At 69.5% G+C, this 23,832-nt stretch carries 23 protein-coding genes and 3 tRNA genes; 10 read left to right on the forward strand and 16 right to left on the reverse strand.

What is annotated here, in order from left to right; all coding sequences use genetic code 11:
- Positions 1–5: 5 nt before the first annotated feature.
- From PUR26_RS04410 to PUR26_RS04440, 7 genes are all read left to right on the forward strand, one after another.
- Positions 6–1,064 (forward strand): hypothetical protein, encoded by a 1,059-nt coding sequence (locus PUR26_RS04410; protein ID WP_329869405.1) that lies wholly within the window; start codon positions 6–8, stop codon positions 1,062–1,064.
- The gene (locus PUR26_RS04415; protein ID WP_329869407.1) at positions 1,061–2,170 is read left to right on the forward strand and encodes a hypothetical protein; all 1,110 of its coding nucleotides are present in this window, start codon (positions 1,061–1,063) and stop codon (positions 2,168–2,170) included. The genes PUR26_RS04410 and PUR26_RS04415 overlap by 4 nt, the downstream gene beginning before the upstream one ends.
- The gene (locus PUR26_RS04420; protein ID WP_329869408.1) at positions 2,170–2,883 is read left to right on the forward strand and encodes a hypothetical protein; all 714 of its coding nucleotides are present in this window, start codon (positions 2,170–2,172) and stop codon (positions 2,881–2,883) included. The genes PUR26_RS04415 and PUR26_RS04420 overlap by 1 nt, the downstream gene beginning before the upstream one ends.
- Before the next feature lie 111 nt (positions 2,884–2,994).
- The gene (locus PUR26_RS04425; protein WP_329869409.1) at positions 2,995–3,144 is read left to right on the forward strand and encodes a hypothetical protein; all 150 of its coding nucleotides are present in this window, start codon (positions 2,995–2,997) and stop codon (positions 3,142–3,144) included.
- 27 nt (positions 3,145–3,171) lie between these two features.
- The gene (locus PUR26_RS04430) at positions 3,172–4,047 is read left to right on the forward strand and encodes a peptidoglycan-binding protein (RefSeq protein ID WP_329869410.1); all 876 of its coding nucleotides are present in this window, start codon (positions 3,172–3,174) and stop codon (positions 4,045–4,047) included.
- Positions 4,048–4,102: 55 nt separating this feature from the next.
- Positions 4,103–4,339 (forward strand): hypothetical protein, encoded by a 237-nt coding sequence (locus tag PUR26_RS04435; RefSeq protein WP_329869411.1) that lies wholly within the window; start codon positions 4,103–4,105, stop codon positions 4,337–4,339.
- Positions 4,326–4,589 (forward strand): hypothetical protein, encoded by a 264-nt coding sequence (locus PUR26_RS04440; protein WP_329869412.1) that lies wholly within the window; start codon positions 4,326–4,328, stop codon positions 4,587–4,589. Before PUR26_RS04435 ends, PUR26_RS04440 begins: the two co-directional genes overlap by 14 nt.
- Positions 4,590–4,647: 58 nt before the next feature.
- On the opposite strand, the gene PUR26_RS04445 is transcribed toward PUR26_RS04440, so the two are convergent.
- The 9 genes from PUR26_RS04445 to PUR26_RS04485 form a co-directional block, all read right to left on the reverse strand.
- Positions 4,648–8,562, reverse strand: coding sequence for a DNA-directed RNA polymerase subunit beta' (locus PUR26_RS04445; protein WP_329869413.1), 3,915 nt, complete (start codon positions 8,560–8,562; stop codon positions 4,648–4,650).
- Positions 8,563–8,693: 131 nt separating this feature from the next.
- Positions 8,694–12,179, reverse strand: coding sequence for a DNA-directed RNA polymerase subunit beta (rpoB, locus tag PUR26_RS04450; protein WP_329869415.1), 3,486 nt, complete (start codon positions 12,177–12,179; stop codon positions 8,694–8,696).
- A 533-nt stretch (positions 12,180–12,712) separates the two neighbouring features.
- Positions 12,713–13,096: a 50S ribosomal protein L7/L12 gene (gene rplL, locus PUR26_RS04455; RefSeq protein WP_329869417.1), complete on the reverse strand. Its 384-nt coding sequence runs from the start codon at positions 13,094–13,096 to the stop codon at positions 12,713–12,715.
- Positions 13,097–13,207: 111 nt separating this feature from the next.
- A complete protein-coding gene (gene rplJ / locus PUR26_RS04460) occupies positions 13,208–13,738 on the reverse strand; it encodes a 50S ribosomal protein L10 (protein ID WP_329869419.1) in 531 nt (176 codons plus the stop codon).
- A 466-nt stretch (positions 13,739–14,204) separates the two neighbouring features.
- On the reverse strand, positions 14,205–14,927 hold the full coding sequence (gene rplA / locus PUR26_RS04465; protein ID WP_329869421.1) for a 50S ribosomal protein L1: 723 nt from the start codon (positions 14,925–14,927) through the stop codon (positions 14,205–14,207).
- Between the two features lie 163 nt (positions 14,928–15,090).
- On the reverse strand, positions 15,091–15,525 hold the full coding sequence (gene rplK / locus PUR26_RS04470) for a 50S ribosomal protein L11 (protein ID WP_329869423.1): 435 nt from the start codon (positions 15,523–15,525) through the stop codon (positions 15,091–15,093).
- A 186-nt stretch (positions 15,526–15,711) separates the two neighbouring features.
- Positions 15,712–16,614, reverse strand: a complete 903-nt coding sequence (nusG, locus tag PUR26_RS04475; RefSeq protein ID WP_443076966.1) for a transcription termination/antitermination protein NusG — start codon at positions 16,612–16,614, stop codon at positions 15,712–15,714.
- Positions 16,615–16,691: 77 nt separating this feature from the next.
- Positions 16,692–16,979, reverse strand: coding sequence for a preprotein translocase subunit SecE (gene secE / locus PUR26_RS04480; RefSeq protein ID WP_329869426.1), 288 nt, complete (start codon positions 16,977–16,979; stop codon positions 16,692–16,694).
- 102 nt (positions 16,980–17,081) lie between these two features.
- A tRNA-Trp gene (locus PUR26_RS04485) sits at positions 17,082–17,154 on the reverse strand.
- 193 nt (positions 17,155–17,347) lie between these two features.
- On the opposite strand from PUR26_RS04485, the gene PUR26_RS04490 reads away from it, so the two are divergent.
- Both PUR26_RS04490 and PUR26_RS04495 read left to right on the forward strand, forming a co-directional pair.
- The gene (locus PUR26_RS04490; RefSeq protein WP_329869428.1) at positions 17,348–18,577 is read left to right on the forward strand and encodes a pyridoxal phosphate-dependent aminotransferase; all 1,230 of its coding nucleotides are present in this window, start codon (positions 17,348–17,350) and stop codon (positions 18,575–18,577) included.
- A gap of 121 nt (positions 18,578–18,698) precedes the next feature.
- Complete coding sequence (locus tag PUR26_RS04495; protein ID WP_329869431.1) at positions 18,699–19,715, forward strand: adenosine deaminase; 1,017 nt, start codon at positions 18,699–18,701, stop codon at positions 19,713–19,715.
- Between the two features lie 61 nt (positions 19,716–19,776).
- Here PUR26_RS04495 and PUR26_RS04500 read toward each other — a convergent pair whose 3' ends face one another.
- Positions 19,777–20,367, reverse strand: a complete 591-nt coding sequence (locus PUR26_RS04500) for a TetR/AcrR family transcriptional regulator (protein WP_329869433.1) — start codon at positions 20,365–20,367, stop codon at positions 19,777–19,779.
- A gap of 83 nt (positions 20,368–20,450) precedes the next feature.
- On the opposite strand from PUR26_RS04500, the gene PUR26_RS04505 reads away from it, so the two are divergent.
- Positions 20,451–21,083 (forward strand): NAD(P)-dependent oxidoreductase, encoded by a 633-nt coding sequence (locus tag PUR26_RS04505; protein ID WP_329869435.1) that lies wholly within the window; start codon positions 20,451–20,453, stop codon positions 21,081–21,083.
- Between the two features lie 26 nt (positions 21,084–21,109).
- Here the strand turns inward: PUR26_RS04505 and PUR26_RS04510 are convergent, their stop codons facing one another.
- From PUR26_RS04510 to PUR26_RS04535, 6 genes are all read right to left on the reverse strand, one after another.
- Positions 21,110–22,165, reverse strand: coding sequence for a UDP-N-acetylmuramate dehydrogenase (locus tag PUR26_RS04510; RefSeq protein WP_329869437.1), 1,056 nt, complete (start codon positions 22,163–22,165; stop codon positions 21,110–21,112).
- A gap of 96 nt (positions 22,166–22,261) precedes the next feature.
- Positions 22,262–22,690 (reverse strand): MaoC family dehydratase, encoded by a 429-nt coding sequence (locus PUR26_RS04515; RefSeq protein ID WP_329869439.1) that lies wholly within the window; start codon positions 22,688–22,690, stop codon positions 22,262–22,264.
- Positions 22,691–22,694: 4 nt separating this feature from the next.
- On the reverse strand, positions 22,695–23,147 hold the full coding sequence (locus tag PUR26_RS04520; RefSeq protein ID WP_329869441.1) for a MaoC family dehydratase N-terminal domain-containing protein: 453 nt from the start codon (positions 23,145–23,147) through the stop codon (positions 22,695–22,697).
- A gap of 85 nt (positions 23,148–23,232) precedes the next feature.
- Positions 23,233–23,397 (reverse strand): 50S ribosomal protein L33, encoded by a 165-nt coding sequence (gene rpmG / locus PUR26_RS04525; RefSeq protein WP_003956487.1) that lies wholly within the window; start codon positions 23,395–23,397, stop codon positions 23,233–23,235.
- An 88-nt stretch (positions 23,398–23,485) separates the two neighbouring features.
- Positions 23,486–23,558, reverse strand: a tRNA-Met gene (locus PUR26_RS04530).
- Positions 23,559–23,604: 46 nt separating this feature from the next.
- Positions 23,605–23,677 (reverse strand) — tRNA-Thr (locus PUR26_RS04535).
- Between the last annotated feature and the right edge of the window lie 155 nt (positions 23,678–23,832).

Below are 23,832 nucleotides of genomic sequence, written 5' to 3' on the forward strand. Positions count from 1 at the left end.
AGCTCATGACCGTACGCAGCGCCTGGCTGCTGTCCTCCGGCCAGACCCGTGAGGACACCCGACTGACCACCTCCGCCCTGCTCACGCCCAACGGGGAGCTGACCGCCCGGGCCGGCGTCGTGCCCGGCGGATTCGCCCTCACCGGCGTGTCCGCCATGCAGTGCGCCATCGGCACCGGCCGGGCCGTCGTGCAGGGCGCCGCCGACCAGGGCGCCTATCCGGTCGCCGTCACCGAGCCGGAGACCCTGACGGTCGCCGACGGCGATCCCACCTACCCGCGGATCGACCGGATCGTGCTGGACGTGGAGGACCACCCGTACGACGGCTCCGGGGAGACCCGGGCGCTGGTACGGATCGTCCCGGGCACCCCCGCGGCCGTCCCGGCCGAGCCGGCGCTCCCGGTCAGCTCGCTGCCGCTGTACAGCGTCACCGTGCGCGCCGGGGCGTCGGCGGGGAACGGCGGCATCGACTGGACGACCGCCGTCGTCAACCGGCGCCACCCGACCGCCGCGCTGGGCGGCATCGTGCCGGCGGCGGGCTTCGACGGCATGTACGCCGGGCAGTACCGGGACGCGAACGGACGGCTGGAGCGCTGGAACGGCACCGCCTGGACCGCCTACCCGCCGCCGCCGGTGTGGCGGAACTGGACTCCGGCGTGGACGACCAGCAGCGGTTCCGCCACCCCCGCCTACGGCAACGCCCTGATCGACTGCCGCTATGTGCACTCCGGCCCGACCGTGCACGTCAACTTCCGGATCGTGTTCGGCTCGACCACCAGGTTCGGCGCCGGCACGACGGCCGACAACTGGCGGTTCTCGCTGCCCGTCCCGGCCGCGACCCCCACCCAGGGCATCGGTTTCGCCGAGCTCACCGCCACCACGTCCGAGCGGGTGATGGCCCGGATGCGCTGCACCGGCACCGCCTTCTTCGAGCTGGAGGTCAGCTCCGGGAAGCCCAACGCGACCGCCGTGGCGGGCACCGGTCTCGCGGACGCCGTCACGCCCTGGGCCTGGGCGTCCGCCCACGCGATCATCGGCTCGGCGACCTACGAGGCCGCCGTATGACCGCCACCAGCCCCTACCGCGCGCTCTTCTGCGACCTGCGCACCGACCGCCCCATCGACGTCCTGCCGCTGCGGGACGTGTCGGTGGACGACTACATCGGCCGCCCCGGCTCCCTCACCGGCACCGTCCCGATCCCGGACGCCGGGCTCGCCGAACGGGTCAGGCGCATCGAGGAGGGCCGTACGGCCGTCTATCTGGAGCGCGGCGGTGACCTGTGGTGGGGCGGCATCCTGTGGACCGCCACCCTCAACGCCGACGACAAGGGCATCCTCACCCTCGCCCTCCAGGCGGCGACGTTCGACTCGTACGCCGCCCGCCGCCGCATCCGCAAGGACCTGCCCTTCGCCGGCCAGGACCAGCTGGCGATCGCCCGCGCCCTGTGGGACCACATCCAGCACGGGACCGAGGGCGGCGACATCGGCGTCACCTGGGGCGACGAGACGTCCGGGGTGGTGCGGGACATGGTGTGGCGGGACGGCGACGAAACCCCCGTGGAGGAGGCGTTCAAGCAGCTGGCCGAGGTCGAGAACGGCTTCGAGCACCACATCGCCGTCTACCGCGATCCGGTGACCGGCCGGCGCGTCAAGCGGCTGCGGCTCGGCCACCCCAAACTGCGCACCGGCTCCACCGACCTGGTCCTGGACCGGCCGGGACCGGTGCTGAGCTACTCCTTCCCCCGGGACGCGACCCGTGGCGGCACCACCGCCCGGGCCCGCGGCGCCAGCGCCAACTCCGACCCCAGTCAGGAGAGCCGGCCGGCCGTCTCCGTCGAGCACGTCGCCCAGGACCTGATCGACGGCGGCCACCCGAGGATCGACCTGAGCTCCGAGCACTCGTCGGTCAGCTCCGTGCCGGCGCTGAACGCGCTGGCCGCCGCCGAGCTGGCCGAGGCCCGGGGGGCCGTGGTCATCCCGGCCGTCACCGTCCGCCTCGACGACCGGGACCCGGTGCCGCCGATGCTGCTGGGCCGCACGGTACGGCTGCGGATCACCGACGAGTGGTACGCCGAAGGGCTCGACGCCCGGTACCGGGTGATCGGCGTCAAGGTCGCCCCACCGCAGCGCGGCCGTCCGGAGACCGCCGAACTCTTCCTGGAGGCCACCTGATGCCCGCTCTCCCCGAGGACCTGCTCGATCTGATCCGGGAACTCCAGCGCAAGGTGCAGCGGCTGTCCACGGCCGCCGTCACCCGCCCCGCGCTCGACACCATCTCCGGCGGAGGTCTCACGATCACCGACGGCGGGCGGCTGACGGTGCGCGACGCGCAGGACAACACACTGCTGTACCTGGGATCGATCCAGGACCACGACGACGGCACGCCCCAGCAGGGCGCCCTGATCCGCCGGGAGGACGGCTCCCTCGCGCTCGGCCTGTACGGCGACGAGACCCAGGCGCTGAGCATCTGGGACCGGTTCGGCTCCATCGTGGCCGCCGACGACACCCAGCGGGGCGGCCTGGCCCGCCCCTATGTGCCCATCCCCCTCTATCCGGCCCCGGCGCCGCTCGTCTCGGACCAGTGGACCCGGGTGCTCCAGGGCGGCATGTACCTCCAGCACCCCCAGCTGGCCGTCGGCGTCTGGGTGCAGGCGGGTGCGGACACCACCGTCGAGGCCCGGGTCCGCTACCTCGCCGAGGACGGCGCCACGGCCCAGCTCGGCGAGACGGTCACCGCGACCGGCGAGGCGTTCACCCGGATGATCCTCGCTCCGCACGAACGGCCGATCTTCAGCTGGAGCAGCTTGTACGTGGAGGGGCGCCGCACGTCCGGGACGGGGGACGCGGCGGTCGGGGTGCTCTTCGCCGAGGGCCGCCAGTCCTGACCCGGCCCCCGCCCGCGACGCCGCCACCGCCGCCGCCGCCGCAGCCGCGGCGGCGGCCCTTCGGCGCCACCCCGTCCTGCCCGGCACCCCTCCGCCCCGAAAGGAGCGCCCATGTCCGACGCCCTCCCCGAGGAACCCCTGCCCGACGAGGTGATCGCCCCGCCCGGCGGCGAGCTGATCCTCCCGCCGGCCCCGGCCCCGTACCACCCGCCCGCCTTCCCCGCAGCCGCCCCGGCCACCGCCGCCGGCCCGGCCGCCTGACCGGGCCCCGCACGACTGGAGACCGCCATGGCCACACCCCTCTCCCCCGACCGCCTCCTCGCCGCCCTCCGGGCCGAAGGCGTCCGCGTCGTCGAGCACCCCGGCTGGCGCACCCGCAACCGCAACCACAAGGGCGCCTGGGGCCCGGTGCACGGTGTGGTGATCCACCACACCGTCTCCACCGGCTCCGCCTCCTCCGTCGCCCTGTGCCGCGACGGCTACAGCGCGCTGCCCGGCCCGCTCTGTCACGGCGTCATCGACAAGGAGGGCCGGGTCCACCTCATCGCGAACGGGCGGGCCAACCACGCGGGCACGGGCGACGACGACGTCCTGCGCGCGGTGATCGCCGAGACCCCGCTGCCCGAGCCGGGCGAGAACAACACCGACGGCAACGCCCGCTTCTACGGTTTCGAGTGCGTCAACCTCGGCGACGGCAAGGACCCCTGGCCCGCCGCCCAGCTCGACGCCGTCGAACGGACCTCCGCCGCCATCTGCCGGGCCCACCGCTGGGGCGCGGGCTCCGTGATCGGCCACAAGGAGTGGACCGCCGCCAAGAGCGACCCGCGCGGCTTCACCATGGAAGGGCTCCGGTCCCGGATCGCCTCCCGGCTGAAGTCCGCGCCCGGCCGCCCCACCGGTCCCGTCACCCCCCGCTACCAGCCGTTCCCCGGCGCGGGGTTCTTCGCCACCCAGCCGGTCTCGCCGATCATCACCGCGATGGGCCGCCGGCTGGTCGCCGAGGGCTGCTCCGCGTACCGCGTCGGCCCCGGCTCCACCTGGAGCGAGGCGGACCGCCTCTCGTACGCGAAGTGGCAGCGCAAGCTCGGCCACACCGGCGACGACGCCGACGGATGGCCGGGCCGCGCGTCCTGGGACGCGCTGAAGGTTCCGTACACCACTTGAGGAAGACCCGCCTGAGCAAGACCCGCTTGCGGAAGACCCGCGTGAGGAGATCCCCATGTCCGACGCCTCCAGGCGCACGGCCCGCACCGTCCTCCAGACCGCCGTCGCGATCGCCGTCGTGCTCCCGGCGCTGGTGGACGCCTCCGGCATCCCGGCCACCCTCCCCTGGGTGGCCGGCGCCCTGGCCGTGGCCGGCGCGCTGACCCGTGTGATGGCCCTGCCGTCCGTCCAGGCCCTGCTGCCGCCCTGGCTGCGGGGCGAGTCCCCGGGAGCCGCCCATGACCGAGACTGACCCGAACGACCCGGTCGCCGTCGCCCTGGAGCTGGAGCGGCTGCGCGGCACCCTGGAGGCGGGATTCGCCCGGGTCGACGGATCGCTCGCCCTGCTGGTCCAGCGCAGTGACCAGACCGACCGGCAGCTCGCCGACCACGAGGCCCGGCTCGACGCCCTGGAGCGCTCCCGCTGGCCGCTGAGCAGCATCGCCGCTCTCACGGCGAGCGCCGGCCTCGCCCTCGCCCTCTGGGAGATCGGCGTGCGCTGAAACGCCGAAGGGCGGCCACCCCGTACGAAACGAGGTGACCGCCCTTCGGATCCACTACTTACTGGTTGTACGGACCGTAGTCGTAGTCCTCCAGCGGGACGGCCTGGCCGGAGCCGGTGCCGAACGGCGAGTAGTCGATGTCGTCGTAGCCGACGGCCGAGTACATCGCGGCCTTGGCCTCCTCGGTCGGCTCGACCCGGATGTTGCGGTAGCGGGACAGACCCGTACCGGCCGGGATGAGCTTACCGATGATGACGTTCTCCTTGAGGCCGATCAGGGAGTCCGACTTGGCGTTGATCGCCGCGTCGGTCAGGACCCTGGTCGTCTCCTGGAAGGACGCCGCCGACAGCCACGACTCGGTGGCGAGCGAGGCCTTGGTGATACCCATCAGCTGCGGACGGCCGGAGGCGGGGTGACCGCCCTCGGTGACCACACGACGGTTCTCGGTCTCGAACTTCGAGCGCTCGACGAGCTCGCCCGGCAGCAGCTCCGCGTCGCCGGACTCGATGATCGTCACACGGCGCAGCATCTGCCGGATGATGATCTCGATGTGCTTGTCGTGGATCGACACGCCCTGCGAGTTGTAGACCTTCTGGACCTCGCCGACCAGGTGGACCTGGACGGCGCGCTGGCCGAGGATCCGCAGCACGTCGTGCGGGTTGGTGGCACCCGCGGTGAGCTTCTGGCCCACCTCGACGTGGTCGCCCTCGTGCACCAGGACCTTGGCACGCTTCGAGATCGGGAACGCCGTCTCGTCGCTGCCGTCGTCCGGGGTGACGACGATCTTCTTGGTCTTCTCGGTCTCCTCGATCCGGACGCGGCCCGCCGCCTCCGAGATCGGGGCGACACCCTTGGGCGTACGAGCCTCGAAGAGCTCGACGACACGGGGCAGACCCTGGGTGATGTCGTCACCGGCCACACCACCGGTGTGGAAGGTACGCATCGTCAGCTGGGTACCGGGCTCACCGATGGACTGGGCGGCGATGATGCCGACCGCCTCACCGATGTCGACCAGCTTGCCGGTGGCGAGCGAACGGCCGTAGCAGAAGGCACAGGTGCCGACCGCGGACTCACAGGTCAGGACCGAACGGGTCTTGACCTCCTCGACGCCCGCGTTGACCAGGGCGTCGATGAGCACGTCGCCCAGGTCGACGTTGGCCGGCGCGATGACCTTGCCGTCCACGACGACGTCCTCGGCGAGCATCCGCGCGTACACGGAGGTCTCGACGTCGTCCGTCTTGCGCAGGACACCGTCCTCGCCCTTGACCGCGATCTTCAGCTTCAGACCGCGCTCGGTGCCACAGTCCTCCTCGCGGATGATCACGTCCTGCGAGACGTCCACCAGACGACGGGTCAGGTAACCCGAGTCGGCGGTACGCAGGGCGGTGTCGGCGAGACCCTTACGGGCACCGTGGGTGGAGATGAAGTACTCCAGCACGGACAGGCCCTCGCGGAAGGACGCCTTGATGGGACGCGGGATCGTCTCGTTCTTGGCGTTCGACACCAGACCACGCATACCGGCGATCTGCCGCATCTGCATCATGTTTCCTCGGGCACCCGAGTCAACCATCATGAAGATGGGGTTCGTCTTGGGGAAGTTCGCGTTCATCGCCTCGGCGACCTCGTTGGTCGCCTTGGTCCAGATCGCGATGAGCTCCTGAGTGCGCTCTTCCTTGGTGATCAGACCGCGCTCGTACTGCTTCTGGACCTTCTCGTCCTGCGCCTCGTAACCCTTGACGATCTCCTTCTTCGCCTCGGGAACGACGACGTCGGAGATGGCCACGGTGACACCGGAACGGGTCGCCCAGTAGAAGCCCGCCGCCTTCAGGTTGTCGAGCGTCGCCGCCACGATGACCTTGGGGTAGCGCTCGGCGAGGTCGTTGACGATCTCGGAGAGCTGCTTCTTGCCGACGGAGTAGTCGACGAACGGGTAGTCCTCGGGCAGCAGCTCGTTGAAGAGCGCACGGCCCAGGGTCGTCCGCAGACGGAACGAGTCACCCTGCTGCCACGCGGCCGCGCCGATGGAGTCCTCGCCCGCCTCTTCGGCCGGCGGGGTCCAGCCACGGGGCGGGACGGTGCCGATCGGGAAGCGGATGTCGACCTTCGCCTGGAGCGAGAGCTCGCGGGCGTCGAACGCCATGATCGCTTCGGCGGTGGAGCCGAAGGACCGGCCCTCGCCCTTGACCTCGCGCTCCTCCTCGTCCGTGGTGAGGAAGAAGAGGCCCAGCACCATGTCCTGGGTCGGCATGGTGACCGGACGGCCGTCGGCCGGCTTGAGGATGTTGTTCGAGGACAGCATCAGGATGCGGGCCTCGGCCTGCGCCTCCGCGGAGAGCGGCAGGTGCACGGCCATCTGGTCACCGTCGAAGTCCGCGTTGAACGCGGTGCAGACGAGCGGGTGGATCTGGATGGCCTTGCCCTCGACCAGCTGGGGCTCGAAGGCCTGGATGCCGAGGCGGTGCAGCGTGGGCGCACGGTTCAGCAGAACCGGGTGCTCGGCGATGACCTCTTCGAGCACGTCGTACACGACCGTGCGGCCGCGCTCGACCATGCGCTTCGCCGACTTGATGTTCTGCGCGTGGTTCAGGTCCACCAGGCGCTTCATCACGAACGGCTTGAAGAGCTCCAGCGCCATGGCCTTCGGCAGACCGCACTGGTGCAGCTTGAGCTGCGGGCCGACGACGATGACGGAACGCGCGGAGTAGTCCACACGCTTGCCGAGCAGGTTCTGACGGAATCGACCCTGCTTGCCCTTCAGCATGTCGCTGAGGGACTTCAGCGGACGGTTGCCGGGGCCCGTCACCGGGCGACCACGACGGCCGTTGTCGAAGAGGGCGTCGACCGCCTCCTGGAGCATCCGCTTCTCGTTGTTCACGATGATCTCGGGAGCACCGAGGTCGAGCAGACGCTTCAGACGGTTGTTGCGGTTGATCACACGGCGGTACAGGTCGTTCAGGTCGGAGGTCGCGAAGCGGCCACCGTCCAGCTGCACCATCGGACGCAGGTCCGGCGGGATCACCGGCACGCAGTCGAGCACCATGCCCTTGGGGCTGTTGCTGGTCTGCAGGAACGCGGAGACGACCTTGAGGCGCTTGAGCGCACGGGTCTTCTTCTGGCCCTTGCCGGTACGGATGATCTCGCGGAGGCGCTCGGCCTCCTCCTCCAGGTCGAAGGACTCCAGGCGCTTCTGCAGCGCCGCGGCACCCATCGAACCGTCGAAGTACGTGCCGAAGCGGTCACGCAGCTCGCGGTAGAGCAGCTCGTCGCCCTCCAGGTCCTGGACCTTGAGGTTCTTGAAGCGGCTCCACACCTCGTCGAGACGGTCGATCTCGCGCTGCGCACGGTCGCGCAGCTGCTTCATCTCACGCTCGGCGCCCTCGCGCACCTTGCGGCGCACGTCGGCCTTGGCACCCTCGGCCTCGAGCTCGGCCAGGTCGGTCTCGAGCTTCTTGGCGCGGGCCTCGAGGTCGGCGTCGCGGCGGTTCTCGATCTGCTGGCGCTCGACGGAGACGTGCGCCTCCAGCGACGGCAGGTCGCGCGTGCGGCGCTCCTCGTCCACGAACGTGATCATGTAGGCGGCGAAGTAGATGACCTTCTCGAGGTCCTTCGGCGCCAGGTCCAGCAGGTAGCCCAGGCGCGACGGGACGCCCTTGAAGTACCAGATGTGGGTGACGGGGGCGGCGAGCTCGATGTGGCCCATCCGCTCACGGCGCACCTTCGCGCGGGTGACCTCGACGCCACACCGCTCACAGATGATGCCCTTGAAGCGGACACGCTTGTACTTGCCGCAGTAGCACTCCCAGTCCCGGGTAGGACCGAAGATCTTCTCGCAGAAGAGTCCGTCCTTTTCGGGCTTGAGGGTGCGGTAGTTGATGGTCTCCGGCTTCTTGACCTCGCCGTGGGACCACTGACGGATGTCGTCCGCGGTGGCCAGGCCGATCCGCAGCTCGTCGAAGAAGTTGACGTCGAGCACTATGCGTCAATCCCTCTCAGGGTTGTGTCTCAATCATGGTCTGGGGGTTTCCTCCACGCCCGCTGGGGCGTAGGGGGAGGGTCGGAGGAGGTGCCGGCCGCCTCCTTTCGGGGAGGCGGCCGGCCAACCCGTCAGACCTCTTCGACGCTGCTCGGCTCTCGCCTGGACAGGTCGATGCCGAGCTCCTCCGCAGCGCGGAAGACGTCCTCGTCGGTGTCGCGCATCTCGATGGACATGCCGTCCGAGGACAGCACCTCCACGTTGAGGCACAGGGACTGCATCTCCTTGATGAGCACCTTGAAGGACTCGGGGATGCCGGGCTCGGGGATGTTCTCGCCCTTGACGATGGCCTCGTAGACCTTCACGCGGCCGGTGACGTCGTCGGACTTGATGGTCAGCAGCTCCTGGAGGGCGTAAGCGGCGCCGTAAGCCTCCAGCGCCCACACCTCCATCTCACCGAAGCGCTGGCCACCGAACTGAGCCTTACCACCCAGCGGCTGCTGGGTGATCATCGAGTACGGACCGGTCGACCGGGCGTGCAGCTTGTCGTCGACCAGGTGGTGGAGCTTGAGGATGTACATGTACCCGACCGAGATCGGGTCCGGGAACGGCTCACCGGAGCGGCCGTCGAACATCCGGGCCTTGCCGGACGGGAGCACCATGCGCTCGCCGTCGCGGTTCGGGATGGTGTTCTCCAGCAGACCGGCCAGCTCGTCCTCGCGCGCGCCGTCGAAGACGGGGGTCGCGACGTTGGTGCCGGGCGCGACCTGGTCGGCGCCGATGGCCTGCAGACGCCGGGCCCAGTCGTCGCCGAGGCCGGAGACGTCCCAGCCGCGGCTGGCGAGCCAGCCGAGGTGGATCTCCAGCACCTGTCCCGGGTTCATTCGGGACGGCACACCCAGGGGGTTGAGGATGATGTCGACCGGGGTGCCGTCCTCCAGGAACGGCATGTCCTCGATCGGCAGGATCTTGGAGATGACACCCTTGTTGCCGTGGCGGCCGGCGAGCTTGTCACCGTCGGTGATCTTGCGCTTCTGCGCGACGTAGACGCGGACCAGCTGGTTCACGCCCGGCGGCAGCTCGTCGCCCTCTTCGCGGTCGAAGACGCGCACACCGATGATCTTGCCGGTCTCGCCGTGGGGCACCTTCAGGGAGGTGTCACGGACCTCGCGGGCCTTCTCACCGAAGATCGCGCGGAGCAGGCGCTCCTCCGGCGTCAGCTCGGTCTCGCCCTTGGGCGTGACCTTGCCGACGAGGATGTCGCCGGCGACGACCTCGGCACCGATACGGATGATGCCGCGCTCGTCGAGGTCGGCGAGGACCTCCTCGGAGACGTTCGGGATGTCCCGGGTGATCTCCTCCGGGCCGAGCTTGGTGTCACGGGCGTCGACCTCGTGCTCCTCGATGTGGATCGAGGAGAGGACGTCGTCCTGCACGAGGCGCTGCGACAGGATGATCGCGTCCTCGTAGTTGTGACCCTCCCACGGCATGAACGCCACGAGCAGGTTCTTGCCGAGCGCCATCTCACCGTTCTCGGTGGCCGGCCCGTCGGCGAGGACCTGGCCCTCGATGACCCGGTCGCCCTCGGAGACGACGACCTTCTGGTTGACCGAGGTGCCCTGGTTGGAGCGGGAGAACTTGGCGATGCGGTACGTGGTGTACGTGCCGTCGTCGTTGGTGACGGTGACGTAGTCGGCCGAGACCTCCTGGATGACACCGTCCTTCTCCGCCTTGATGACGTCACCGGCGTCGGTGGCACAGCGGTACTCCATGCCGGTGCCGACGAGCGGCGCCTCGCTCTTGATGAGCGGGACGGCCTGACGCATCATGTTCGCGCCCATGAGGGCACGGTTGGCGTCGTCGTGCTCCAGGAACGGGATCATGGCGGTCGCGACCGACACCATCTGGCGCGGCGAGACGTCCATGTAGTCGACGTCGTCACCGGGGACGTAGTCGACCTCGCCGCCACGGCGGCGCACCAGGACGCGGGACTCCTCGAACCGGAGCTCCTCCGTCAGCGGCGCGTTCGCCTGGGCGATGACGAAGCGGTCCTCCTCGTCGGCGGTCAGGTAGTCCACCTCGTCGGTGACCTGGCCGTCGACGACCTTGCGGTACGGCGTCTCGACGAAGCCGAACGCGTTCACCCGGCCGTACGACGCGAGCGAGCCGATCAGACCGATGTTCGGGCCTTCGGGCGTCTCGATCGGGCACATGCGGCCGTAGTGGGACGGGTGCACGTCACGGACCTCGAAGCCGGCCCGCTCACGCGAGAGACCACCCGGGCCGAGCGCCGACAGACGGCGCTTGTGGGTGAGACCCGACAGCGGGTTGTTCTGGTCCATGAACTGCGACAGCTGGCTGGTGCCGAAGAACTCCTTGATGGAGGCGACGACCGGCCGGATGTTGATCAGGGTCTGAGGCGTGATCGCCTCGACGTCCTGGGTGGTCATGCGCTCCCGCACGACGCGCTCCATACGAGCCAGACCCGTACGGACCTGGTTCTGGATGAGCTCGCCGACGTTGCGCAGACGACGGTTGCCGAAGTGGTCGATGTCGTCGGTCTCGACGACGATCTGGGAGCCGTTCTCGCCGACCGTCTCGGTCTCGCCCGCGTGGAGCTTGACCAGGTACTTGATGGTGGCGATGACGTCGTCGGTGGTGAGGACGCCGGCGTCCAGCGGCTCATCCGCGCCGAGCTTCTTGTTCACCTTGTAGCGGCCGACCTTCGCGAGGTCGTAGCGCTTGGGGTTGAAGTAGAGGTTCTCGAGCAGCGTCTGAGCGGCCTCGCGCGTCGGCGGCTCGCCCGGACGCAGCTTGCGGTAGATGTCGAGCAGCGCGTCGTCCTGGCCCTGGGTGTGGTCCTTCTCCAGGGTGGCGCGCATCGACTCGTACTCGCCGAACTCCTGCAGGATCTGCTCGGTGGTCCAGCCGAGCGCCTTGAGGAGGACGGTCACGGACTGCTTGCGCTTGCGGTCGATGCGGACACCGACCATGTCGCGCTTGTCGATCTCCATCTCCAGCCAGGCACCCCGGGACGGGATGATCTTGGCCGAGAAGATGTCCTTGTCGGACGTCTTGTCGATGGAGGAGTCGAAGTAGACACCCGGCGAGCGGACCAGCTGCGACACAACGACACGCTCGGTGCCGTTGATGACGAAGGTGCCCTTGTTGGTCATGAGCGGGAAGTCGCCCATGAAGACCGTCTGGGACTTGATCTCGCCGGTCTCGTTGTTGGTGAACTCGGCGGTGACGAAGAGCGGGGCGCCGTACGTGAAGTCGCGCTCCTTGCACTCGTCGATCGAGTTCTTGGGAGGCTCGAAGCGGTGGTCGCGGAAAGTCAGCGACATCGACCCGGAGAAGTCCTCGATCGGCGAGATCTCCTCGAAGATCTCTTCCAGACCGGACTTGGTGGGAACGTCCTGTCCGGACTCCAGAGCCGCCTCGACACGAGCCTTCCACGCGGCGTTGCCGAGCAGCCAGTCAAAGCTCTCGGTCTGCAGCGCGAGGAGGTTCGGAACCTCGAGGGGCTCCTTGATCTTTGCAAAGGAGATGCGCAGCGGGGCGGTGCTTGCGCCGTTGTTCGTATTCGCGGTCGAGGCGTTGCGCGAGGCGGCCAAGAGGGGGTCCTTCCGAGGGCTCGGACTCACTACGCGCGTACCGGTCCCAAGCTGGACACGGAGACAGAATCCCAGGTCAGGGCATTCGGTCAACTGTGCTCTTGCGAGGGGATGCCCCTGGTGACGGGCAGGGGGCAGCTAACAGGCAGCGCAAAGGGACAGTGTAGCCACTTGGCCCACTGATGTCCAGGGCGAGCAATTCGCAACCCTCGTTGTTCTCAACTCCGCGTCACCTCGCGCCGTTGGCGCACATCGATACTGCCCGTTCGGTCGTCGATCCATGCCTCGGATGCGGATCGTTGTGACGACGCGTCCTGAGAATTGCGCGCTGCGTGCGGTTCGTCAAGGCCCCGGGTGCGCGGGGCGCACGGCGAAGATCACCATACTCGCCCCTGAGCCCAGTGCAAGACGGACATCACGACAACGCCGAAGGGCGACCACCCGAACGGGTGATCGCCCTTCGAGGGTGCCCCTGAGGGCACCCAGGCCATGCGTGTACGCGCCCTAGGGGCACGTGGCAGCAGGCCTTGGGGTCACTTGACCTCGACCGAGGCGCCGGCGCCCTTGAGGGACTCGGCGGCCTTCTCAGCGGCCTCCTTGGCGACCTTCTCGAGGACGGGCTTCGGGGCGCCGTCGACGAGGTCCTTGGCCTCCTTCAGACCGAGGGAGGTCAGCTCGCGCACGACCTTGATGACCTGGATCTTCTTGTCACCGGCGGCGGTGAGGATGACGTCGAACTCGTCCTGCTCCTCAACGGCCTCGGCCGGGGCACCCGGGGCGCCCGGGGCGACGGCGGCGACGGCCGCGGCGGCGGTGACGTCGAACTTCTCCTCGAAGGCCTTCACGAACTCGGAGAGCTCGATGAGGGTCATCTCTTCGAACTGCGCGAGCAGGTCGTCCTGGGACAGCTTCGCCATGATGGCGTCCTTCCACTCATTCGGCTGGTGCCGATGTACATGTGAGGCGGGCGTACGTCGGGCCCGCTGCGACCGTCGCCCTGCTGGGCGGCGATCAATAAGCGAGCCGAATTACTCGGCACCGCCCTGCTCGGCGAGCTTGACGCGAAGCGCTTCCGCGGTGCGGACGAACTTCGACGGCAGCGCCTGGAAGAGCGAGGCAGCCTGGGACTGCTTGCCCTTGAACGCGCCGGCCAGCTTGCTGAGCAGAACCTCGCGGGACTCGAGGTCCGCGAGCTTCTTGATCTCATCGGCGGACAGCGCCTTGCCATCAAGGACACCGCCCTTGATGATCAGGTTCGGGTTCTCCTTGGCGAAGTCACGAAGACCCTTCGCCGACTCCACCGGGTCACCGGTGATGAAGGCAACCGCCGTCGGACCAGTGAACTGGTCGTCGAGCGAAGTGATCCCGGCCTCGTTGGCCGCAATCTTGGTCAGCGTGTTCTTCACCACGGCGTACTGGGCGTTCTCACCGAGCGAACGACGCAGCGTCTTGAGCTGCGCCACGGTGAGACCCCGGTACTCGGTCAGCACGGCGGCGTTCGAGCTGCGGAACTGGTCCGTGAGCTCGGCTACCGCGGCAGCCTTGTCGGGCCTTGCCATAGAGCGTCGGCCTCCTTCCGGGTGATGAGGACCGCTCAGAAGGGGCTGAACAAAACAGAACGCCCCGGCGCAGGCGCACGGGGCGTGACTCGACCGGAGCATGCGCTCCAGGAGTTCATCCACAGTCACCTGCGCGGGTCGTCCACATTCAGCGGATCCTTCGGCCACTGCACCCCTTGCGAGAGCACAGCAACGACCAGCGGTCTTTGGCTTCTGCATGAGAGTACGTGAAGGGGTCACCGTCGAGCAAATCGGCCCATCGGAGTGACCCTCGGACGGCGCTCCGGCCCTTCCGCGGACCTCCCCGGGGCCCGTCCCACGGCCTGTGCGCGGCCGTTCCGGCGGCCTGTCCGCTGCCCTTCACAGCCCCCTGCCCGCCGGAGACACGAAGAACCGGCCCCCGCCACTCCGGAGAGCGGCGGGGGCCGGCTTCAGTGCGCGTACGCGACCGCGACTGCCGTCAGATTCAGACGGCGGCCGGGTCCTCCTCGACGAGGAGGTTGCGGGTGCGGTTGGAGTCCAGCGGGATGCCGGGGCCCATCGTGGTGCTCAGGGTCGCCTTCTTGATGTAGCGGCCCTTGGCGGCGGACGGCTTCAGACGGAGGATCTCCTCCAGAGCCGCGGCGTAGTTCTCGACCAGCTTCGTCTCGTCGAAGGAGACCTTGCCGATGATGAAGTGCAGGTTCGAGTGCTTGTCCACGCGGAACTCGATCTTGCCGCCCTTGATGTCCGTCACAGCCTTCGCGACGTCCATCGTGACCGTGCCGGTCTTCGGGTTCGGCATCAGACCACGCGGGCCGAGGACGCGGCCGAGGCGGCCGACCTTGCCCATGAGGTCCGGGGTGGCGACGACGGCGTCGAAGTCCAGACGGCCCTTCGCAACCTCGTCGATCAGTTCGTCGGAGCCGACGATGTCGGCGCCCGCGGCTTCCGCGGCCGCAGCACGGTCACCGGTCGCGAAGACCAGGACCCGGGCGGTCTTGCCGGTGCCGTGCGGAAGGTTCACGGTGCCACGGACCATCTGGTCGGCCTTGCGAGGGTCGACACCCAGGCGGAAGGCGACCTCGACGGTGCCGTCGAACTTGGTGGCGGCGGTGTCCTTGGCGAGACGGACGGCCTCCAGGGGGGCGTAGTTACGCTCCCGGTCGACCTTCGCGTCCGCGCTGCGGAGTGCCTTGCTGCGCTTCACTTCTTCTCCTGTTTGGTTCAGGTACGGAGTCGTGGTGCGGGCCGGCGCTGGCCCTACCACTTGGTGCTTCGGGGCTGAGCGGACCCTTGCCTCTCGGCCCGGGTTCGCCGCTCCTGCCGCGCCTGGACGGCCTCGTCGGCCGGCCGTCGCGCGAGCCGGTGTGTCAGCCCTCGACCGTGATGCCCATGGAACGGGCGGTGCCAGCGATGATCTTCGACGCGGCGTCGAGGTCGTTGGCGTTCAGGTCGGGGAGCTTGACCGTGGCGATCTCGCGGACCTGGGCGCTCGTGAGCTTCGCGACCTTGGTCTTGTGCGGCTCGCCGGAGCCCTTCTCCACACCCGCGGCCTTGAGGATCAGCTTGGCGGCCGGCGGAGTCTTGGTGATGAAGGTGAAGGAACGGTCCTCGTAGACCGTGATCTCCACCGGCACGACCATGCCACGCTGCGACTCGGTCGCGGCGTTGTAGGCCTTGCAGAACTCCATGATGTTGACGCCGTGCTGGCCCAGTGCGGGGCCGACCGGCGGGGCCGGGTTGGCCGCACCGGCGTTGATCTGGAGCTTGATAAGCCCCGTGACCTTCTTCTTCTTGGGAGGCATTGCTCTCTCCGGGTCCTAGTGAGAGTTTTCAGCCAGCCATCCGGTCATCCGGATGGAGGCATACCGCACAACGATAACGGGTACAGCCGCGCGGCCAAAAACCGAGCAGGTCAGAGCGGCTGCGAGAGCCGGTCTGACCTGTTCGGAGGCATATGTTCCAGAGGATGCCGCTCCTGCGGCGAGGAGCTAGTTCTTCTGGATCTGGTCGAAGCTGAGCTCGACCGGAGTCTCGCGGCCGAAGATCTCGACGAGGCCCTTGACCTTCTTCGAGTCGGCGTTGATCTCGTTGATCGTGGCCTGCAGCGTGGCGAACGGGCCGTCGGTGACGGTGACCGAGTCGCCGACCTCGAAGTCCAGGACCTGGACCTCGACCTTGCGGGCCGGAGCCGGCTTGCCCTCGGCCTCGGCGGCCTCGCGGGCGGCCTTCTCCTCGGCCTCCGGGGCGAGCATCTTGACGATCTCGTCCAGGGTCAGCGGGTAGGGGTCGTAGGCGTTGCCCACGAAGCCGGTGACACCCGGGGTGTTGCGGACGACGCCCCAGGACTCGTTCGTCAGATCCATGCGGACGAGAACGTAACCGGGCAGCTTGTTCTGCCGGACGTTCTTGCGCTCGCCGTTCTTGATCTGGACGATCTCTTCCTCGGGCACCTCGGCCTGGTAGATGAACTCCTCGACGTTCAGCGAGACGGCGCGCTGCTCCAGGTTGGCCTTCACACGCTTCTCGTAGCCCGCGTAGGTGTGGATGACGTACCACTCGCCCGGCAGACCGCGCAGCTCGTCGCGGAGCGCGGCGATGGGGTCGACCGGAGCGGCCGGCTCCGCCTCGACGTCCTCGGCGGGCTCGTCGTCGCCCTCGGCGGACTCGTCGGTGTCCTCGGCGAGCGTCTCGGCGTCGGCGTCGATGTCCTCGACATCCGCGATGTCCTCGTCCTCGGCGTCCTCGGCGTCCTCGGCGTCCTCGACGTGGAGTGCTGCCTCTTCGGCCGCCTCGCCGGCAGCGGCGTCCGCAGCTTCCGCCTGGTCCTCGTCGGCCGCCTCGACGATGTCGAGCTCGTCCTGGGCGGACTCGTTCAGGTTCGGGTCAGACACGGTGGCTGCTTCTTCCTGGATACAGATGGGGTGGAACATGCGAAAAGGGGCGCCGCGGTGGGCGCCCTCCGCGGGAATCAGCCGAAGACGTACTTGACTGCTTCCTGGAAGCCGTAGTCAATCACGGTCACCAGACCGATCATGATGACGACGAACACGATCACGACGGTGGTGTACGTCGTCAGCTGGCTGCGAGTGGGCCAGACGACCTTGCGCAGCTCGGCGACGATCTGGCGGTAGAAGAGCGCGAGACGGCCCAGTGGGCCCTTCTTTCCGCGCTTGCCGCCCTTGCGGCCCTTCTTCTTGGACTCCTGCGCTTCGTCCTCGGCATCAGGCATGTCGATGGAGCCTACGGCGTCCGTCACGTCTCTCACCTGATTCCGGGTCGGCCGTGCCGCGCCCGGGTTGAGCCGCACGGCGGTGCAATGGAGTACATACCTGCGCACACATCCTGGCGGTGTGTGTAGCAGGGCCGGAGGGACTTGAACCCCCAACCGCTGGTTTTGGAGACCAGTGCTCTACCAATTGAGCTACGACCCTTTGTCGTTCTCCCCCAACCTACCGCATCCATGGATGTGGTCGGTGAGGGCCAACGAGCAGAGAGTGTACGTGGTCAGGGGCTCCGCGTCGAACAGATAGCTCCGGACCCGCCCACGTCCGTTCGCGACGCCTTCGTGTCCGTGGAGCGAAACCTGTGTGCCGCGCCGGTTTCGGGTCTGGGACGATGGGCCGTATGAGCGCTGCCACTCCTCCCACCGAGCGCCGGGTCTCCGCCCGTGTCGGTGCGATCTCCGAGTCCGCGACCCTCGCCGTCGACGCCAAGGCCAAGGCCCTCAAGGCCGCCGGCCGTCCGGTGATCGGCTTCGGCGCGGGCGAGCCCGACTTCCCGACGCCCGACTACATCGTCGAGGCCGCCATCGAAGCCTGCCGCAATCCCAAGTACCACCGCTACACGCCGGCCGGCGGGCTCCCCGAGCTGAAGGCCGCCATCGCCGCGAAGACCCTGCGGGACTCCGGCTACGAGGTCGACGCCTCCCAGGTCCTGGTGACCAACGGCGGCAAGCAGGCGATCTACGAGGCGTTCGCCGCGATCCTCGACCCGGGCGACGAGGTCATCGTCCCGGCCCCGTACTGGACGACGTACCCCGAGTCCATCCGGCTCGCGGGCGGTGTGCCGGTGGAGGTCGTCGCCGACGAGACCACCGGCTACCGGGTCTCCGTGGAGCAGCTGGAGGCCGCGCGCACGGAGCGGACCAAGGTGGTCCTGTTCGTCTCGCCGTCCAACCCGACGGGCGCGGTCTACTCCGAGGCCGACGCCGAGGCGATCGGCCGCTGGGCCGTCGAGCACGGGCTGTGGGTGCTGACGGACGAGATCTACGAGCACCTGGTCTACGGCGACGCGAAGTTCACCTCGCTGCCGGCGATCGTGCCCGAGCTGCGCGACAAGTGCATCGTCGTGAACGGTGTCGCCAAGACGTACGCGATGACGGGCTGGCGCGTCGGGTGGATCGTGGGCCCCAAGGACGTGGTGAAGGCCGCGACGAACCTCCAGTCGCACGCCACGTCCAACGTGTCGAACGTCGCGCAGATCGCGGCCTTGGCGGCCGTCTCCGGCAGCCTGGACGCGGTCGCCGAGATGCGCACCGCCTTCGACCGCCGCCGCCAGACGATCGTGCGGATGCTGAACGAGATCGACGGCGTCTACTGCCCGACGCCGGAGGGTGCCTTCTACGTGTACCCCTCGGTGAAGGGGCTGCTCGGCAAGGAGATCCGGGGCAAGCGCCCGCGCACCTCCGTCGAGCTGGCCGCGCTGATCCTGGACGAGGCCGAGGTGGCCGTGGTCCCGGGTGAGGCGTTCGGTACGCCGGGCTATCTGCGGCTCTCCTACGCGCTGGGCGACGAGGACCTGGTCGAGGGTGTCTCCCGCCTCCAGAAGCTGCTCGCCGAGGCGCGCGACCAGTAGCGACGACACGCGTGCACCACGGGCCTCCGGCTACGGCCGGGGGCCCGTTTCTTCGTTCCCGCGAGCACCCGATCGGTGAAAGGGGCTGCCCCACGCCCGGCGCGTGCGGCAAGATCCCTCAATGGAGCACGTTCGAGATCTGCGGCAGCTGCCGAAAGCCCATCTGCATCTGCACTTCACCGGGTCGATGCGGCCCGCCACCCTGCTGGAACTCGCCGACAAGTACGGCGTGCATCTGCCCGAGGCGCTGACCAGCGGCGAACCGCCGAAACTGCGGGCGACCGACGAGCGGGGCTGGTTCCGTTTCCAGCGGCTGTACGACGCCGCGCGCTCCTGCCTGCGCGCGCCCGAGGACATCCGGCGGCTGGTGCGCGAGGCCGCCGAGGAGGACGTCAGGGACGGGTCGGGCTGGCTGGAGATCCAGGTGGACCCGACGTCGTACGCCCCTCGTCTGGGCGGGCTGATCCCGGCGCTGGAGATCATCCTGGACGCCGTGGAGACCGCCTCGCGGGAGACCGGGCTGGGGATGCGGGTGCTGGTCGCCGCGAACCGGATGAAGCACCCGCTGGACGCGCGGACGCTGGCGCGGCTGGCCGTGCGGTACGCGGACCGGGGCGTGGTGGGCTTCGGGCTCTCCAACGACGAGCGGCGCGGTATGGCCCGGGACTTCGACCGCGCCTTCGCGATCGCCCGTGAGGGCGGGCTGCTGGCGGCGCCGCACGGCGGGGAGCTGACCGGCCCGGCCTCCGTGCGCGACTGCCTGGACGATCTGCGGGCGGGGCGGATCGGCCACGGGGTGCGGGCGGCGGAGGACCCGAGGCTGCTGCGGCGGCTGGCCGAGAAGGGGGTGACGTGCGAGGTCTGCCCGGCCTCCAACGTGGCGCTCGGCGTGTACGAGAGGCCGGAGGACGTGCCGCTGCGGACGCTGTACGAGGCGGGGGTGCCGATGGCGCTGGGCGCGGACGACCCGCTGCTGTTCGGCTCGCGCCTGGCGGACCAGTACGAGATCGCCCGCCGCCACCACGGCTTCACGGACGAGGAGCTCGCGGAGCTGGCCCGCCAGTCGGTGCGCGGCTCGGCCGCTCCGGAGGACGTGAAGGCGAAGCTGCTCTCGGGCGTCGACCACTGGATCCACTGATCTCCGCCCCGGCCGCCGGGGGCGCGGCCCCGCGGCCGGACCTCCACGGGACCGGCGCGGGTCAGGAGAGGCCGGCCAGCAGGGTGCGGGCCAGGGAGGCGGCGAAGGCGTCGACGTCCTGCGGGGGCTCCTTGCCGACCTTCGCGTCGTACGCGAACGCCCGGTGCGCGCAGGCGCCCAGGAGCAGGGACGCCGCCGCGAAGGTGTCGGCGTCGGCGCGGACGCGGCCCGCGTCGCGCTCGGTCCTCAGATAGGCGTCCAGGGCCTCGACGGGCAGGTGGGGGCCGGTCCCCAGGTCCCTCATCGCCGCGTCGTGGCGGGCCTTCAGCCTGGTCTCGGCGTACAGCGACGCGGCGATCGGGAAGCTCTCGGCGTAGAAGAGCGTGGCCCGCCGGGCGACCTCGGTGAGGTTCTCCTGGACGGTGCGGTCCCCCGGGGCGGCGGTCAGACCGTGCAGGAGGGGGGCCAGCCGTGGCAGCCGCTCGCGCAGGACGTCCACGAACAGCTGCTCCTTGCTGCCGTAGTACTTGTAGAGCGCCGCTTCGGAGCACTGCGCCGCCTTGGCGATCTCCTTGGTCGTGGTGCGGGCGAGCCCGACGGTCAGCCACAGCTCGTGGGCCGCGTCGAGGATCCGCTCCCGGGCGGGCTTCATCTGTCCTCCACCGGACTTGACGGTTAGTGGGTACTTACTCACCCTAGAGGTGAGTGAACACTTACCCACCTTGAGGGGGCGTCATGAGGCTCACCGTGTTCGGGGCGAGCGGCGGCATAGGACGGCAGATCGTCGAGCAGGCCCTGGCGGCGGGCCACCACGTCACGGCGGTGGTGCGGGACCCCGGGGCGGTGACGGCGACGGGTGGGCGGCTGGAGGTCGCCCCCGTCCGGTTCGACGACCCGGGGGCGCTTCGGGCCGCCGTCGCGGGACGGGACGCCGTGCTCTCCGGGCTCGGCCCGCGCTCCAGGAAGCACGTCGGCGTCGCGTCCGCGCTGACGCGGCTCGTCGTGGAGGCCCTGGAGGAGACGGGCACCCGGCGCTTCCTCGCGGTCAGCGCCGCGCCGCTCGGTCCCGTACCGCGGGACGAGACGCCGTACCTGCGGGTCATGACGCCGCTGGTCTCCCGGATCCTGCGCGAGCACTACGACGACCTGCGGGTGATGGAGGCCGATCTGCGCCGCGGCTCCACCGACTGGACGGTGCTGCGGCCGCCGCGACTGGTCGACAGGCCGCTGACCGGTGTCTACCGGACGGCGGTCGGCGCGGGTCTGCGCGGCGGCGCCAGGATCGCACGGGCCGACGCGGCGCACGCGATGCTGGCGCTGATCGACGACCCGTCGGCGCTGAGGCAGCCGGTGGCGGTCGCCTACTGACTCCCGGAGGCGCGGGCCCCCGGGAGTCAGAGGCTGACGCCGACCGTCACCGGTTCGTTCACCAGGGTGACGCCGAAGGCGTCCTGGACGCCCGCGACGACCTCGCGCGCCAGGGCCAGCAGGTCCTCGGTGGTCGCCTCGCCCCGGTTGGTGAGGGCCAGGGTGTGCTTGGTGGAGATCCGGGCCGGCCCGGAGCCGTACCCCTTGGTGAAACCCGCCCTGTCGATCAGCCAGGCGGCCGAGGTCTTGACCAGGCCCTCGCCCGCGGGGAAGGCCGGCGGGGCGGTGTCCGGTCCGAGCCGGTCGCGCACCCGGGTGAGGAAGGTCGCGTACTGCGCCTCGGTGAGGATCGGGTTGGTGAAGAACGACCCGGCCGACCAGGTGTCGTGGTCGTCGGGGTCCAGGACCATGCCCTTGCCCGCGCGCAGCCCGAGGACCGTCTCGCGCGCGGCGGCGAGCGGGACCCGGTCGCCGGTCCCGACGCCGAGCACCCGGGCCGTCTCGGCGTACTTCACCGGCGCGCTCATGCCCCGGGCGTCCTCCAGCCCGAAGCGGACCCGCAGCACGACGAAGCGGTCCGGCTCCGCCTTGAAGCGGCTGTGCCGGTACGAGAAGTCGCAGTCCTCGTTCGCCACGGTGACCGTCTCTCCGGCGCGGCGGTCGTAGGCGACGACCTCCGTGATGGTGGCGGAGACCTCCTGGCCGTACGCCCCCACGTTCTGGATCGGGGTGGCCCCCGCCGAGCCGGGGATGCCGGCCAGGCACTCGATGCCGGCGAGCCCGGCCTCCACCGTCCGGGCGACGGCGTCCGTCCAGACCTCACCCGCCGCGAGCTCCAGGCGGGTGCCCTCCAGGGAGAAGCCCTTGGTGGCGATGCGAAGGGCGGTGCCGTCGAAGCCCTTGTCGCCGATCACCAGATTGGAGCCGCCGCCGATGATCAGCAACGGGGTGCCGGCGGTGTCGGCCTCGCGCACGGCGGCGATGACCTCGTCGTCGGTGGTGGCCGTGACGAGCCGGTTCGCGGGGCCGCCGAGCCGGAAGGTGGTCAGAGGGGCGAGGGGGGCGTCGTGGAGTTCCTGCACGGGCTCAAGAGTACGGGGCACCCCTGACGGCGGACGCGCCTCGGCCCCGTCGCCCGGGTGGCGGGCGGCGGGGCCGAGGGTCGCGCGGGGGCCGGCTCAGGCGAGCCGGACCACGGCGCGCGACATGCCGAGGACCTTCTGGTCCGCGCTCATGGCGGTCAGGTCGACCCGCACCCGGTTGTCGTCCAGCTTGGCGCCCACCTTGGCGCTGACCTCGATCAGCGCGCCCTTGTCGTCGTTGGGGACGACCACGGGCCTGGTGAAGCGCACGCCGTACTCGACGACCGCGCCGGGGTCGCCCGTCCAGTCCGTCACCACGCGGATCGCCTCGGCCATGGTGAACATGCCGTGCGCGATGACGTCGGGCAGCCCGACCTCGACGGCGAACCTCTCGTTCCAGTGGATCGGGTTGAAGTCGCCGGAGGCTCCCGCGTAGCGCACCAGAGTGGCGCGCGTCACGGGGAAGCTCTGGGCCGGCAGCTGGGCGCCGACCTCGACCTCGTCGAATGCGATCTTCGCAGTCATCGCCTCACGCCCCCTCGGCCGCGCGCGCCACGAGCTTCGTCCACGCGGTCACGACGTGCTCGCCGCTCTCGTCGTGCACTTCGCCCCGGATGTCCAGGATGTCGTTCCCCGCGAGGGACTTGATCGCCTCGATGGTCGAGGTGACCGTCAGCCGGTCCCCCGCCCGTACCGGCCGGGTGTACGCGAACTTCTGGTCGCCGTGCACCACGCGGCTGTAGTCCAGCCCCAGCTGCGGGTCCTCGATCACCAGCCCGGCCGCCTTGAAAGTGATGGCGAACACAAAAGTGGGCGGGGCGATCACATCGGAGTGACCGAACGCCTTGGCGGCCTCGGGGTCGACATAGGCCGGATTGGTGTCACCCACGGCCTCGGCGAACTCGCGGATCTTTTCCCGGCCGACCTCGTACGGTGCGGTGGGCGGATAGGTCCGCCCCACGAAGGACTGGTCGAGCGCCATGACTCGCTACCTCCTGGTGAATAAAGGGAAAGAGAACGACGCGAGGCCGCCCCCTGGTGGGGACGGCCTCGTGTACGAGCCTGATTCAGCGCGTTTCGCGGTGCGCGGTGTGCGAGTTGCAGCGCGGGCAATGCTTCTTCATCTCAAGACGGTCCGGGTTGTTACGCCGATTCTTCTTGGTGATGTAGTTCCGCTCCTTGCACTCCACGCAGGCCAGCGTGATCTTCGGGCGGACGTCGGTGGCAGCCACGTGAGTGCTCCTTGACGGACGGATGGACGGATGAACGCATAAAAGAGTAGCCGATCGGAGGACCGACCCCACAATCGGCTACTGTGTGTAGCGGTGACCGGACTTGAACCGGTGACACAGCGATTATGAGCCGCTTGCTCTACCGACTGAGCTACACCGCTTCGATGCTGGATCCCCTCGCCCGAAGGCGAGGATCACCGACATCAGAGCCCCAATACGGAATCGAACCGTAGACCTTCTCCTTACCATGGAGACGCTCTGCCGACTGAGCTATTGGGGCGAGCGATGAAGACATTACACGGTCGGCCGCCGATCGCCCAAATCCATATCCCGGCCCCCCGCCCCGTCCGCCCCACAGGCCCCCGGGGCCCTCTCCCGGACCTCACGCGCCGCGCCCTTCACCGCCTCGGCCGCCCCGCCCGGCTCGCCCGGAGC

It is taken from the genome of Streptomyces sp. SP18CS02 (assembly GCF_036322365.1).
Taxonomy (GTDB): Bacteria; Actinomycetota; Actinomycetes; order Streptomycetales; family Streptomycetaceae; genus Streptomyces.

Excerpts from the sequence above, each read along its gene's own strand:
- PUR26_RS04410 (WP_329869405.1), top strand. The coding sequence starts at position 6 with ATGACCGTACGCAGCGCCTGGCTGCTGTCCTCCGGCCAGACCCGTGAG.
- PUR26_RS04415 (WP_329869407.1), top strand. The coding sequence starts at position 1,061 with ATGACCGCCACCAGCCCCTACCGCGCGCTCTTCTGCGACCTGCGCACC.
- PUR26_RS04420 (WP_329869408.1), top strand. The coding sequence starts at position 2,170 with ATGCCCGCTCTCCCCGAGGACCTGCTCGATCTGATCCGGGAACTCCAG.
- PUR26_RS04425 (WP_329869409.1), top strand. The coding sequence starts at position 2,995 with ATGTCCGACGCCCTCCCCGAGGAACCCCTGCCCGACGAGGTGATCGCC.
- PUR26_RS04430 (WP_329869410.1), top strand. The coding sequence starts at position 3,172 with ATGGCCACACCCCTCTCCCCCGACCGCCTCCTCGCCGCCCTCCGGGCC.
- PUR26_RS04435 (WP_329869411.1), top strand. The coding sequence starts at position 4,103 with ATGTCCGACGCCTCCAGGCGCACGGCCCGCACCGTCCTCCAGACCGCC.
- PUR26_RS04440 (WP_329869412.1), top strand. The coding sequence starts at position 4,326 with ATGACCGAGACTGACCCGAACGACCCGGTCGCCGTCGCCCTGGAGCTG.
- rplL (WP_329869417.1), bottom strand. The coding sequence starts at position 13,096 with ATGGCGAAGCTGTCCCAGGACGACCTGCTCGCGCAGTTCGAAGAGATG.
- rplJ (WP_329869419.1), bottom strand. The coding sequence starts at position 13,738 with ATGGCAAGGCCCGACAAGGCTGCCGCGGTAGCCGAGCTCACGGACCAG.
- rplK (WP_329869423.1), bottom strand. The coding sequence starts at position 15,525 with ATGCCTCCCAAGAAGAAGAAGGTCACGGGGCTTATCAAGCTCCAGATC.
- PUR26_RS04490 (WP_329869428.1), top strand. The coding sequence starts at position 17,348 with ATGAGCGCTGCCACTCCTCCCACCGAGCGCCGGGTCTCCGCCCGTGTC.
- PUR26_RS04495 (WP_329869431.1), top strand. The coding sequence starts at position 18,699 with ATGGAGCACGTTCGAGATCTGCGGCAGCTGCCGAAAGCCCATCTGCAT.
- PUR26_RS04500 (WP_329869433.1), bottom strand. The coding sequence starts at position 20,367 with ATGAAGCCCGCCCGGGAGCGGATCCTCGACGCGGCCCACGAGCTGTGG.
- PUR26_RS04505 (WP_329869435.1), top strand. The coding sequence starts at position 20,451 with ATGAGGCTCACCGTGTTCGGGGCGAGCGGCGGCATAGGACGGCAGATC.
- PUR26_RS04515 (WP_329869439.1), bottom strand. The coding sequence starts at position 22,690 with ATGACTGCGAAGATCGCATTCGACGAGGTCGAGGTCGGCGCCCAGCTG.
- PUR26_RS04520 (WP_329869441.1), bottom strand. The coding sequence starts at position 23,147 with ATGGCGCTCGACCAGTCCTTCGTGGGGCGGACCTATCCGCCCACCGCA.